This window comes from Syntrophaceticus schinkii (assembly GCF_000946815.1).
GTDB lineage: Bacteria > Bacillota > DSM-12270 > Thermacetogeniales > Thermacetogeniaceae > Syntrophaceticus > Syntrophaceticus schinkii.
Map to the genome: position 1 here is coordinate 1 of NZ_CDRZ01000250.1, position 13,171 is coordinate 13,171.

Consider the following 13,171-nt stretch of genomic DNA (forward strand, 5'->3'; position numbering starts at 1 on the left):
ACCGATTGATAAATCATATTTGCACGTATGCCCTCTACGATGCACAGCAAAGGGGCAGTGATGTGGTTGAGGACAAAGATATCGGGCGTATTCTTGCTGATATGGAAAGGCAGCGTGGCACAGCGGGGTAAGGTAATTAAAGGGTAAGGATCCTCTCAGTATCCATGACAGGTTTGGTTTGGGTGCTGGGGGGATCTCTACATTATCCACACTATGCACACTGACTGGCATTATCTAGCTAGACTTTGATTGGCACCTGAATTCTCAACTTTATGGCAGACTGTCGCTATAATTCTTCCGTTATTGGCGGTGAGAATTGCAGCGTCAAATTGAGTGAGAGGCAACAGGAAATGATAAACACAAAAAATCTATTATACTGTAGCAAATTGTAACATGCGAATTTTGCCAAGTGTTTTGTGAATAGAGCGTAAGTTAGTATGGGGAAAAAAAGAGTTTGTGTGGTTGGGGGTGGGCCTGCAGACCTGGCAGCGGCAGTGGAAGGTGCCAGATTGGGTTTGAGTATTGACCTTTTTGAGCGCAGTAAGATAGGGAAGGGATGCGCTTTCACCGGGGATTAATGACAGGCCAATGGACAAATTAATTATTGGTTTTGTGTTTCGAAGACACCGGCTTTCTCTTCCAGATGGTGACGGGTTTTTTCATCAACTTGTCCCGATATGGGTAGCCCTGTATGCAGTTGGTATGTCCGTACAGTAAGTTCAGTGAGGGCACCGTACCAACCATCACAGTAATAGGGATTGAACCCGGTTTCCTTTAACAGCAGTTGAAGATAGACCACATCGGGCCCACAATCACCCTTTTTAAGGGTGCGGTTCCCACTGCCTGCCAGCCAGGTAAGGGGTGCCTTTATTTTTACTTTTGTTCCCACAGGTGCCCATTCAAAAACCTGAACAACATCTTCATTAAACATCCTGATGCAGCCGGCAGAAACTGAGCTGCCGATGGACCAGGGTCTGTTTGTGCCATGAATCCCATAATTCCCCCAGGGGACATTGAGCCCCATCCAGCGTGCCCCGAAGGCACCACCCCAATCAAATTCCTTGCTTATAATTTTCCATTCCCCGATGGGTGAGGGAGTTGACGGTTTCCCTGCAGCTACAGGGTACTGCTTGAAGAGAAGATCACCCTCCATAACGGTCAGTGTCAGTTTCTCCAGATCCACGAGTACACTAACATTTTCAGGTGGCTTATCCGCAGGGTTGCTCACCGGGTGTTCACAGCCTTCACCCAGGGCCTGCCAGGTAGCATCCACGACCCTTCCGGTGACAGGTTGTTTTTTCTTCTTTTGAAAAGAACGCACAGCTGCTGCTGTTTTCTTGCCATAGATCCCGTCACACTCTCCCTTAAAAAAACCGAGCTGTTGGAGGCGGTTTTGGAGTTCCCCAGACATCTTCCCCCCGCATATGCGGTTTAGTTTCATATAAGTCCCTGTTGTATAAAGCGCAGGGACAAGGAGGCTTATCAGAGGCAAAGAGTATATCCGGCGCAGCCAGGATGACTAAGAGGAGCATCAGTGTGATAAGAATTATTCTTCTTATTAAATGACCCCGGTATCCCACTAGAATTATTTACCTCTCTTTCTTGGACCAATTATAGAATGAAATTATAGAACGGACGGAAGAAGAAGATGGCATGAAGAGGTTCTCCACCGTAGTTCCGGTAGAATTCTCTGAAGTTATTGTTGTTTTCCTTCAGTTTTTTTATTCCTCTGGCTGTCAGGAAAAAGCGAACAGGTTTGTGGTGGAACATCAAGGAGTTTAATGAAAACCGGCTGCCGCAGTTTGAGGTCTGGTGTCCATTCTTGAAATTCAATTTCAGCTGCCAGAAGGGGTTCCACCCAGTGAACATCCATTTTATACCTTGGTGTGGGTTCAAAGGGGGAGTTTTCCCTGGGGGTGGTTGAGAGAAGGGAAAGAAGTTCATCTCCAATTTTCCCAAACCCCGAGCCAACACGGCCTAGATATTTCAATTTGTCTTCCCAAAAGGCACCCACCAGTATGCTGCTCAACTGTCCAAAAGAGATGAGATACCCACCGATTACCACCGGCTGTCTGCGGCGGTTCTTGATCTTCAGCCAGTGCTTGCTTTTTTTCCCAATAAGGTAGGGGGAGTTTTTCCCCTTGGCCACAATTCCCTCCAGTCCCTGGGCCTTGACGGTTTGAAAAAGGGAAATACCATCCTTTGGAAATACTGGGGAAAGCATGGCATGTGGTCCACCTTCGAAGGTTTTCAGCAAAAGGTCTTTGCGCTTCATCAGGGGAACCCCTGTGAGATCCTCTCCGTTCAGGTAGAGAAGGTCAAAGGGGATATAAACAACAGGAATCCGGTGTGCCCTGGATGCTGCTGTCACAGCAGAACCGGTGCAGCGTTTCATCAGCAACGGGAAGCTGGGCTTACCCTCTTCCAGTGCAACCAATTCACCATCAACAATCCCCTCCCTGCCGTGAAAAAACCGGTAGAGAGTTTCCAACTCAGGAAAAAATGCCGTGCGCTCTATCAGACTGCGGTTTTGCAAACGCACTTCTTCATCCTTGATAAAGGCCAGCAGGCGCATACCATCCCATTTGATCTCAAAAATATGTTTATCAGAATCAAATGGGTCAGGATGAGGAGAGGGTTCCATGGGTTTCAGCTGTCCTGGGGACCACTTCATCATCTGCACCTCTTTTGACTTTCTGTAAAGAAGTCTGGTATTTAGTTTCTGCTCAACAGGGAAAATGATTCGCATTCTAGGCCGAGCTTGCTTTATTGTCTTAAGATGGTAGTGGCCAATCTTTTTCTCCCACTTCCAACCTCCCACCTCCCACATCTTATTTCGCCAGGCTTGCTTTATTGTCTTCAGGCAAGATTAGCCATTCCCATTCTTATTAGTAACGCGGAAACGAAAAAATTTGCAGGTAACAAAAATTTGCAGGTAGCTTGACCCGAAGCAGGGATCCAGTTATAATATGTATAGTAATTCGGGCGCGTAGCTCAGTGGGAGAGCACCTCCTTGACGCGGAGGGGGCCATAGGTTCAATCCCTATCGCGCCCACCATTTATTTTCTGGGGAAGTGTTGAGGTGAGAAGGTAAGGAGGTTCATCACATGAGGCAGTATAATATTACACCAGCAGCAGGAAAGCGACTGATCGGCAAGGCCGTGGCTTCGCATCCTGAAATACAAAAGGCACTTGATCATGGGACTGTTGTGATCGTGGCTGGGACAACAAATGGTTATGTTGCCGAGGAAATACTTGAGACTATTGGCTCGGAAGACAGGGAAGACTTTACCCGAAAGCGCTTCTTTCGAGGGATCACTCTTCCCCCTTCGGTCACCACTACTGATGCCGGGCAGCTGCCGGATGAGAGCGGTTTTCCCGGTGATATGATTATTACCGGCGGGGTCTGGCAGAAGGGAAAAACGATCTTTGATGTTGTAGATAGCCTTAAAAAAGGCGATGTTATCCTGAAGGGGGCCAACGCTTTGGATCTGCAGCGGAAACGGGCTGCTGTCTATATCGGCCATCCCAAAGGGGGAACAATAGCTGCAGCGCTGCAGGCAGTGGTAGGACGTCGCGTGCGTTTGCTCCTGCCCGTGGGGCTGGAGAAGCGCATTGACGGTGATCTTGATGTGCTGGCAGGAAAATTGAATGTGCCGGGGGCGCGTGGCCCACGTCTCCTTCCTGTGCCTGGTCAGGTTTTTACAGAGATCGACGCTATCAAATTGTTGACCGGTGCAGAGGCGGAACTGGTTGCAGGCGGCGGCGTTTGTGGGGCTGAAGGCAGCGTCTGGCTTGCTATAGATGGAGAACCCCAGCAGGAAAAAGCGGCTGAAGAGCTTTTGCAGTCGTTGGCCAATGAACCGCCTTTTGCTCTCTGATGTACTTGGGACAAGAATGCTAATACCACGCCAAGCCGCGTGGTTTTTTATTTTTCTGAAACGGGAAATGGGGGGAGACTGGGGTTTTAGGTAGTGTTGCTAATTCGTGGCAGTCTGGTGGACAGTATTCGGCAAAAGTCGGGTGATAACCGATACCTTTGCGAGGGTAGGGGCTTTCTCCCCGAGCTTGCTAATGATATATGATACAATGGAGACAAATATGTTAAGAAAGGAGGGATATGTTTGGAAACATATGATCGGGTTGTTAAACTGTGGCAGTCGTATAAAATTGCATCCGCTGGTGATTTAGATAAATACCTTGACAACTTTCGTATCCTATTTGCTTTTCATTCCGGAAAAATAGAAAATGAAGGAATAAAATATTTTGACACAAGAGAAATCTTTGAAAATGGAAGAGTTATAAACTATACCGGAAGCCCCCGGGCTATATTTGAACAGCAAAACCAAAAACTCTGTTATGAGTTTTTGAAAGAAAAGATAGTAAAAAAAGAAACATCTGAGCATAGAGCTGGTCAAAGAGATCCATAAGATACTTACCAGTGGAACATATGATGAGCACAGATATATTGCAAATAAAGAGCAGCCCGGCGAGTTTAAAAGACATGATTACATAACCGGTATCCATGAGGTTGGCTCTGCCGTAGAAGATGTGGAAAAGGACTTGATAGAGTTAATTATTGAAGTAAATGAGTATGAAGGAAAAAACATTTTAAAAGTAGCTGCATATTTACATGCAAAGTTTGAATATATCCATCCCTTTGCTGACGGCAACGGGCGGGTTGGCAGAACACTCACAAACTACTACCTCATGATCCATGATTATCCCCCTTTAATTGTCTATGATGAAGACAAGATCTTGTATTATGAGTGCTTGCAACAATACGATGAAACCGAGGAAATAAACCCTTTATACAATTTCTTTAAATATGAAACAGAAAAAACTTGGGAAAAAACATTACTACTTGCCAGCGGTATAAAACAAAAGCGTAAGGGCTTATCAGGGCATACCACACTCCGCTAAAGGTTGTAACCGGTACCTTTTTTATTGCACATCAATTTTAAGTTCTTTTCCGCAAGCACGGGCTATTTTTGCCAGGTTATCTAGACGGGGGATTACTTTGCCACCTTCAATTCTGGCTATAGCTGATTGTAAAAACGGGGGGGTAACCGGTACCTTTTTACGGTTCTACTACCCAAATAATCCAGAAATAAAACCTCGGGTTTTTTCATGGCGGGGAGATGTGAATATTGTACCGGTATGTCCCTTCTCCACTACCTGGCCCTCCAGCAAAAAAACAGTCTCATCGGCAATACGACGGGCTTGAAAGAGATTATGGGTGACAATAATAATAGATAAATCCTTTGTCAGACGTTTTAATAATTCCTCAATCAAATTAGTTGAGGCCGGGTCCAGACTGGAACAGGGTTCATCCAGTAGTAATACCCGGGGTTCAACCGCCAATACCCGGGCCATGGCCAGGCGCTGTTTTTGCCCACCTGAAAGCTTGGAGGCTGGTTGTTGTAGCCGATCTTTAACCTCATCCCAGAGGGCTACTTTACGCAGGCAGTCCTCCACTATGGCATCCCCATGTGACCGACCTTTTAGTCCGTAATACCTGGGGCCGAAAAGTACATTTTCCTTTATGCTCATGGGTAATGCCACCGGGGTTTGATAAACCATCCCCACCTGCCGGCGTACCCTGGCAACATTCTTCACTTTATTTATTGACTGCCCCAGCACATGGATATCGCCATCCCATTTAAAACCTGTTTCCATCTCGGCAGTACGATTAATGCTGCGCAGCATAGTAGTTTTCCCACAACCTGATGGCCCCATAATAGCAGTAATGGCATCGGAACTAAACCCAATGTTTACGTTTTTTAAAATGTTTTTGGAACCGTACCAGGTACTAAAGTTTATAAGCTCAACCGCATTCATCTATTATTAATCCTTTCTTGTAAACTGTGCAGCCATAGGGCCAGGGTATTTAGTAAGAGAAGCAAAATAACCAGCACCAGGGCAGTAGCATAAGCTTGATTTATTGATATGTGTTCATTAAAAAGGATATAAAGGTGATAAGGTAAGGCCATAACTGGTTCTAACAGTGCTCCTGAGGAATCGGCTATGATGGCGGCAGCAGTGACCATAATGGGGGCGGTAGCTCCAGCTGCATAGCCCAATGCCAGCAGTATTCCGGCCAGAATACCAGCAGCAGCACGGGGTAAAATTACCCGGCGCAGGGTATAGGATTGGGCAACCCCCAGGGAATTAGCCACCAGTCGGTAATTTTCATCAACTGCCAGTAGAGCATCCCGGCTGGAAACCACAATCACCGGAAAAACCATGATGGCCAGAGCCAATCCTCCAGCCAGCAGTGATATTCCCCAACCTAATGTAACTACTCCCAGAGCATAAACAAACAAACCGACAACAATAGAGGGTACCCCGGACATACTCTGTACCAGCAGGTTTATCATCTCTGCCAATCGTCCGCTACGCCCGTATTCACTCAGGTAGATGGCAGTTAACAGACCGGGCACTATGGAGAAAACCAGGGCCAGTAGAATCAACCATAAGGTTCCCTTTATAGCCGGAAAGATTCCCCCTGCACTACCCAGCGGAGTTCCAGCAGGGTTTTCCAGTATAAACTGGCTGTTAACATAAGGTCCCCCGCGCCAGATGAGATATGTAATTATGGCCAGCAGGACCAGCAGTATGAACAGGCCAGACAGCCAGAAAAACCATTTCCAAAACAAGTCAGTAATAGCTCTTAGCCTCAAACTTGCTTCACCCCGCTACTTAAGCGGCGCAGGAGCAGGTTTACACCTAAATTGACCGCAATTACCATTAATATTAGCACCAGTCCGGCGGCAAAAAGGGCTTGATAATGGATACTACCGGGAATAGAACTCCCCAGTTCCAGCGCAATCAAGGCCGGTAGGGGTTCACCTTTGTTAAACCAGGAAAATGGTAACATCAAGATATTACCCGCCACCATAAGTACGGCCATAGTTTCACCCATGGCTCGTCCAAACGCCAGTACCAGCGAGCCCAGCATACCTTTGCGAGCCAAAGGAACCAGAATACGTAGAGCCAGGTATTGCCGCGATACTCCCAGAGACATAGCGGCATCACCCGTTATATATTAAATTAATATTTATTATATAATTAGTTGTTGTCATATGTCCAATAACTTCAGGTTATGGTTATTAATGTACTTATGACATCCCATTTTTATGAAAGACTACAGCTAATCTGCCTTTAGTTCATAAGGCTGGAGATATATACATTTTTTACTTCATTTTTACTTATGCGTAAACTTTTTTTTGGTACTCTTTTCTTAATGAGCAGCCGTCGATTTGCCCAATGATGTAATGAACAGGTGATAGCGATTTTTTGCCAGCAATTAAAGTAGCCAAAAACGAAGGGGTTCTAATTAATTTGTTCCATAGCAATCCTCATGACGATTTATGGCAGATTGCTGATGATAGAATTGTAATTATTACAGAAATAATAAATAAAATGTTGAGATAAAATGTGGATTGACACAAATAAAATTGGGTAATATACTGGTTATAGAGAATACTTCCTGGCGTTCGAGAGGATGTTAGGGGAGAATTAGCAAATAACCTCGTGCAACACGGGGTTATTTGCTTTTGCACAAAACTGTCCAGCAACAGTTTCGGATCAAACCCCAACTTGATTTCTACAGTAACCTGGCCTACTCTTACCAATAATGAACTTTGATAATCTGCGTTGATGCACTTTGGACAAAAGTAATGATGCCACGCCAAGCTGCGTTGGTTTTTTATTTTTCTGAAACGGGAAATGGGGGGAGACAGCGGTTCTAGGTAGTGTTGCTAACCCGTAGCAGTCTGGGGGACCGCATTCGACAAAAGTCGGGTGGTAACCGGTACCTTTGCGTTTTAAAGGATAAGGGGCGGCAGGCCGCCCCCTCCGTTCCAGCAAATTACATTAACGTTTATACACCTTTATCCGTTTACTCAACACAACCAGTGTTATGATGCCCGCCGCGGATACGCCGCACAGCAGCCACCAAACCCACGGAGAGCTGCTGTCGCCGGTCCTGGGGATGACGTCCGGATCATCTTTGTCTGTGCAGAAACTGATCGCTGCGCCATAAGATGTACCCTCGCTGTTGGTGGCGTAGGCGCGCACATAATAGGCTGTGTCCGGTTTGAGTCCAGTCAAGGTTGCCGTAAAGCTGCCCGTGCCGCTGCCTGCCGTAACCTTTATCACGCCCGCGCCGCCGATGATGGGATTCGACACTGTACCGCAAACAAACCCGCGCTCCGTGACCGCTGCGCCGCCGTCGGCAACCACGCTGCCATTGAGTTTCGCGCCGATGGCCGATACCTCCGTTACGGAAGTGGTCACGACCGTGGGCGGATCATAATCGGGCGTTACAAAAACCTGTGCGAATACCGCAAAGGGCGAAAGGCTTGAGACGCTGAACAAAGCCTTTCCGTCTGTCACCGTGGCGGTATAGGTTTGAAGCATGCCGCCTGCACAGTGGAGGATGGTCACGGTCTGCCCATTGTACAGCGCGCCCACCGGCATCGTAATCGTTAGCGTGCCGATGAAGCCTTGCGAGAGCGATATATCCTTGCCCAGCAGGAGCACGTAATCATCGTCGTTCATTCGCTGCCCGATGGCGTCGCAGGCGGCATCTGTACCAAGGGTCATATCCTTAACCGTTAGTGCCGCATCGTCGCGGATGGTACCTGATACGGATATACCTGTCGCTATGTCGGTAAGCGTACGGAACGAATAGCAGGGAGGCGTCTCTGTCCAGTGGGCTGTATAGGATCGGCTTCCCGTAGAGCCCGCCGGGATGGTCACGGTCATGACCGGGTCGCCCGTGATGCCCGTGCCCGACCATCCGGCGAAGTCGTAGCCGGTCTTTGTGGGATTGGTCAGCGTGATGGCATCGCTCTCGATAGTGTAGTTTGTGGTGTTGGCCGGGCTGACCGCGCCGCCGTTAAGATGATAGGTAATGGTGTAGTTGTCCGGTGTCCATTTGGCGTACAGGGTGACCACGCCGCTTTTGGCAAGGTTTATTACACTTTGCCCGTTCAAATAGACAACATCGCCGCCAGGGGCCGCTGCCCAGCCAGCGAAGCTGTAACCGAAGCGTGTAAACCCATTATTCCGCAAAGGCGCCTCCACATCATAAATGTGGGTGGTGTCTGCCATGGTTCCCGTGCCGCCGTTGGCGTCATAACAGACGGTATAGTTGTTCGGAGTCCAGTTTGCCGTCCAGTTTGCCGTGTAGGAGCGGGGTCCGGTGGAGCCTGCGGGAATCGTCACATTCATAGAGGTTCCGCTAATCCCCGTGCCCGACCATCCGGCGAAGGTATAGCCGGTCTTTGTGGGATTGGTCAGCGTGATGGCATCGCTCTCGATAGTGTAGCTTGTGGGGTTGGCCGGGCTGACCGCGCCGCCGTTAAGATGATAGGTAATGGTGTAGTCGTCCGGCGTCCACTTGGCGTACAGGTTGACCACGCCGCTTTGGGTAAGGTTTATTACACTTTGCCCGTTCAAATAGGCAACTTCGCCGCCGGGGGACGCTGCCCAGCCAGCGAAGCTGTAACCGCTGCGTGTAAAGGCATTATTCCGCAAAGGCGCCTCCACATCATAAGTGTGGGTGGTGTCTGCCATGGTTCCCGTGCCGCTGTTGGCGTCATAACAGACGGTATAGGTGTTCGGAGTCCAGTTTGCCGTGTAGGAACGATTTCCAGTGGAGCGTTTTGAAATCGTCACATTCATGGATGTTCCAATAATCCCCGTGCCCGACCATCCGGCGAAGGTATAGCCTGTTTTTGTGGGGTTATTCAGCGAGAAATCAGCGGTCTCAATTGTATAGCTTGTGGGGTTCGATATGGAAACCGTGCCGCCATCGAGATCGTAGCTGATATCATATGTCACTGGTGACCAGGTGGCATCGAGTTCAAGGCTGTCATTGAAGGTATAGCTTGTTCCTGGGTTATATGTTTTGCCTGCATATGTTTTCCATGTAATAAACGTATATCCTGGATTGCTGACGATACTGCCATCCAGGATTTTCCCGGCAGTGCCCCTATGCTGTGACTGTACGATCTCTCCCGGACCCATGCTCATGTTATGGTAATAAATCGACTTTAGTTGGAGGTATGCTCCGGCATTGGCAGCCGATGACCAGAGATTGAGTTGATTTGCCCAAAAATTTGTGAGCCAGTCATCGCCGGGCCCCTCCACACCTTCCGGCAGTGTCATTGTAATAGCAGGCCGGGTGCTGGGAAAAAGGGTTGGGAGTTCGATTCCGTATTGGGATATTCCGGCATAATCCTTTGGGCCGACATGGGAATATACGGAATCTATATTTGTGAATGTCGATGCTTGAGGGGTGTCATTGCGCAAAAAAACCGCAGTGGGAATATTGGTGGGTGCATCTGGGTGATCCGCAATAAAGATTTCGCTAATGCTTGTGCCGCCCGCTCCTCTCCCAATATCTTCACCACCGTCTTTTCCGCTGGCGAAAATGGTGCCGCCATAAAGCCTGATCGTATCGACGTTTCCTCCCTCGTTGTTATTATGTTTTCCGCCGCCGATACCGGCACCGCCGCTCCCACCGGTGGCAATAACCGTTCCGCCTGTGATCGTGATATCCCCGCTGGTTCCGTTGTTTCCGCCGCCGATGCCTGCCGCATAACCGGCGCCGACGGCGTTAATCAGGCCACCGGCGATGTAAATCTTACCCCCGTCGCTGTCATCGTCACCACCGCCGATGCCCGCGCCGGCTTCAGAACTGTACGCATTGACTATGCCCCCGGATATATATATTTCGCCTCCGTTTTGCGAACAATTGCCGCCGCCGATGCCCGCGCCCCTGTTGCCGATGGCGGTCACAACACCGCCGCTGATGTTGATTTTACCTCCGGTTTTAACATTTCCGCCGCCGATGCCGGCGGCTTGCCTGCCGCCTATTGCGGTAACGGTCCCGCTCCTAATGTACAGGGTGGGGTAGGAATGAGTTCCGTCCGCCCAGTCTTTGCGGGCCGCGCTGATGCCCGGATTGTCTGCGGAACCGGTGGCATATAAAAAGCCTTTTATATCCTCTTCATTTTCGCCGGGCTTTGGCGGCGCCTGCTCAATAATCACTGTCGCATTATAGTTGACAATCAGCCCGGAACCGGAATTGGAGATCAATGTGTTTTGTCCCCTTAAGTAAAGGATTGCCGTGGCCCCGCTGCCCACGCTGAATGTAAAACTATCTCCAATCATTTGCAGATTGTTCAGTGTGATATAAGCCCGGGCATTCTGACTAACGACAAAAGACAGTTTCCCCACAGTTGTTCCCGAGAGGGTTATGGTATGAAATCCCCCGTCCTGACGCGGTTTTAGATAAAGTGTCTTAATATCATCATACAACAAATCAGAGGCGGCTATATCACCTGATATAGTCAGCCCGTCAAATGTAAAAGAGTTTTCCGCCGCGTGTACGCTGCCGACGGGCACTAAAGTCAGTATGAAAGCCGCACATAGCAGAACAGATAAAAACCTTCTCATTTTCATTCGCTTCTCTCCTCTCCCGATTTGTATTCGCGCCGCCGCGCTTCGCACATACAGATGCCGATGGGATCGCAAGGTGTTTGCTCCCGGTAAAACCAGGCGCAGCCGCCGCAGTCGCCGGGCGGGGGCTTCCCCACGGCGTTGGGCTTGCAGTGAAGGCAGCTCTCCTGTTCCGCAGTGGCAAAGGGCTGTCCCTCCTCGGTATACTCCGGGCGTTCCTCAAAGTCGGGATAGGCCGGGTAGCTTTCGTCAAGCTGCTCGTCATATTCAAGGTAAACGGGAAAGCTGCGGCCTCCCGCCCGGAACACCCTATATGTCCGCTTTTGTTCAGGCTCCATCAGTTCGCACTCTTTTCCCCATAGATAAAAAAACCCTATGATAGCTTGTTTACGACTATCATAGGGGCAAATCCATGTCTGCAAAAGTGACTTTTCACACCCAAAAAGTCACTTTTTTCGGCTCACAAAACGTATTTTGCAAGCTCGTCCCGGCTGGAGATAAACAGCTTTTCGTAAATTTCCAGCATGATGTTCTTGAGCCTTCCCACCGAAATACAATACTGCTTGGCAATTTTTGCATAAGGGATACGGCGCGCCGCAAGCACGGCGATATGGTATTCCCGCAGGGACAGGATGAGGGTGATGTTATCCTTTGTGAATTGGTTATGGAAGGTGATCCAGTTTTTCCATGTGCGCTTCCATTGTTCCATGACCGCACCGTAATAGCCGGGAAACTCCTGCTCAAGGCACCGCTCCATCAGACCGCCGAGAGCGGTGACAAGCTCCGCAAAAGGCGTGATAAAGCCGTGGGGCAGGGCGAGGCGCATAGCCTCCAGCAACCAGCGTTTGGCCTCGTCCTCCCGCTCCAGCGCGTGGCAGGCGATGGCGCAGGTTACCCGCAAATAGATATCGGTCGTGGTGATTCCCCGCTCCGGGGAACTCAGTGTCAGCGCGGTCTGTGCTACGGCCAGCATGACGTCAGGCTGTCCGATATAATGGAGATACCTTGCCCGTAGATAAAGGGCGTTGGGCATTGCCTGGGGTGGAAGGGCGCTCAAGTCCCCTACCTTCAGCCAGTCGGGAACCATGTTTGGGGCAATCACGCTCACTACGGCGGTGGCGAGAGAAATCTCCGCACATGCGGCTATTTCACTACCTTTATTGGTATCAATGCATCTCTTGAGATAGCTTTCTATCTCCGTGTAAGTACGGTAGTCGCCCATACTAATAGCTGCCGCGATGGCCAACGGGCAGGCGCGCAGCCTGGCCGCGTCGTCCCCCTCGGTTTTATGGCAGCACTGCATCGCCCGCCGGAAGTCGCCCCGCAGATAGGCCAGTTCCGCTTCATATATGAGCCGCAGCCTGTCCTCGTCTATGGTATCCAAAATCGCGTCGGGGTTGCCGCTCGGCATAGGAATGGCGGTGGCGGCAATGACACAGGACAGATCAGAAGAAAGCGATATTTGCGGAAGCTTCTTCTCCCTGCGCGGATCGATGGGTTTTTCCGCATCAACCGGGATCATCCACGACCTTCCATATTTTTTGGCGCGGGGTATCCGGTTGTCGGCCAAAAACCGTTGCACCTGCCTCAAAGAAACGCCCCACTTTTCAGAGGCCTCCACAGCAGATATGTATTCCAACCTAAAACCGTCCTTTCTTAAATGACAGTTTAATTATAGTCGTTTGAGCGTCGTGTT

The 13,171-nt window shown here is 49.4% G+C and carries 13 protein-coding genes and 1 tRNA gene; 5 read left to right on the top strand and 9 right to left on the bottom strand.

Annotated features, from left to right (window positions below; all coding sequences use genetic code 11):
- Window positions 1-437: 437 nt before the first annotated feature.
- Window positions 438-578 carry a hypothetical protein gene (locus tag SSCH_RS18350; RefSeq protein WP_156972243.1) on the top strand — a complete coding sequence of 47 codons (141 nt, stop codon included), beginning with the start codon at window positions 438-440 and terminating at the stop codon, window positions 576-578.
- A gap of 23 nt (window positions 579-601) precedes the next feature.
- On the opposite strand, the gene SSCH_RS10765 is transcribed toward SSCH_RS18350, so the two are convergent.
- Complete coding sequence (locus SSCH_RS10765) at window positions 602-1,411, bottom strand: L,D-transpeptidase family protein (RefSeq protein ID WP_198142395.1); 810 nt, start codon at window positions 1,409-1,411, stop codon at window positions 602-604.
- 285 nt (window positions 1,412-1,696) lie between these two features.
- Entirely contained in the window at window positions 1,697-2,677 is a 981-nt protein-coding gene (ligD, locus tag SSCH_RS10770) for a non-homologous end-joining DNA ligase (RefSeq protein ID WP_198142396.1), read from the bottom strand.
- A gap of 306 nt (window positions 2,678-2,983) precedes the next feature.
- Here ligD and SSCH_RS10775 point away from each other — a divergent pair.
- The 4 genes from SSCH_RS10775 (at window position 2,984) to SSCH_RS10785 (ending at window position 4,923) form a co-directional block, all read left to right on the top strand.
- Window positions 2,984-3,058: transfer RNA gene (locus SSCH_RS10775), tRNA-Val, on the top strand.
- A gap of 49 nt (window positions 3,059-3,107) precedes the next feature.
- Window positions 3,108-3,881: a sugar phosphate isomerase family gene (locus SSCH_RS10780; protein WP_044665462.1), complete on the top strand. Its 774-nt coding sequence runs from the start codon at window positions 3,108-3,110 to the stop codon at window positions 3,879-3,881.
- Window positions 3,882-4,124: 243 nt separating this feature from the next.
- Window positions 4,125-4,430, top strand: a complete 306-nt coding sequence (locus SSCH_RS19380; protein ID WP_198142397.1) for a hypothetical protein — start codon at window positions 4,125-4,127, stop codon at window positions 4,428-4,430.
- 1 nt (window position 4,431) lies between these two features.
- Window positions 4,432-4,923, top strand: coding sequence for a Fic family protein (locus SSCH_RS10785; RefSeq protein WP_232294375.1), 492 nt, complete (start codon window positions 4,432-4,434; stop codon window positions 4,921-4,923).
- Window positions 4,924-4,944: 21 nt separating this feature from the next.
- On the opposite strand, the gene SSCH_RS22010 is transcribed toward SSCH_RS10785, so the two are convergent.
- From SSCH_RS22010 to SSCH_RS20370, 7 genes are all read right to left on the bottom strand, one after another.
- Complete coding sequence (locus SSCH_RS22010) at window positions 4,945-5,043, bottom strand: hypothetical protein (RefSeq protein ID WP_156972250.1); 99 nt, start codon at window positions 5,041-5,043, stop codon at window positions 4,945-4,947.
- Between the two features lie 48 nt (window positions 5,044-5,091).
- Entirely contained in the window at window positions 5,092-5,841 is a 750-nt protein-coding gene (locus SSCH_RS10790; RefSeq protein ID WP_044665463.1) for a phosphate ABC transporter ATP-binding protein, read from the bottom strand.
- On the bottom strand, window positions 5,838-6,683 hold the full coding sequence (gene pstA, locus SSCH_RS10795; RefSeq protein ID WP_044665464.1) for a phosphate ABC transporter permease PstA: 846 nt from the start codon (window positions 6,681-6,683) through the stop codon (window positions 5,838-5,840). Before pstA ends, SSCH_RS10790 begins: the two co-directional genes overlap by 4 nt.
- Complete coding sequence (locus SSCH_RS10800; RefSeq protein WP_052835574.1) at window positions 6,680-7,027, bottom strand: ABC transporter permease subunit; 348 nt, start codon at window positions 7,025-7,027, stop codon at window positions 6,680-6,682. Before SSCH_RS10800 ends, pstA begins: the two co-directional genes overlap by 4 nt.
- Before the next feature lie 851 nt (window positions 7,028-7,878).
- Window positions 7,879-11,478 (bottom strand): InlB B-repeat-containing protein, encoded by a 3,600-nt coding sequence (locus SSCH_RS10805; RefSeq protein ID WP_044665465.1) that lies wholly within the window; start codon window positions 11,476-11,478, stop codon window positions 7,879-7,881.
- Window positions 11,475-11,813 carry a hypothetical protein gene (locus SSCH_RS10810; protein WP_044665466.1) on the bottom strand — a complete coding sequence of 113 codons (339 nt, stop codon included), beginning with the start codon at window positions 11,811-11,813 and terminating at the stop codon, window positions 11,475-11,477. The genes SSCH_RS10805 and SSCH_RS10810 overlap by 4 nt, the downstream gene beginning before the upstream one ends.
- A gap of 122 nt (window positions 11,814-11,935) precedes the next feature.
- Window positions 11,936-13,066 carry a hypothetical protein gene (locus SSCH_RS20370; protein WP_232294370.1) on the bottom strand — a complete coding sequence of 377 codons (1,131 nt, stop codon included), beginning with the start codon at window positions 13,064-13,066 and terminating at the stop codon, window positions 11,936-11,938.
- Window positions 13,067-13,171: the final 105 nt, after the last annotated feature.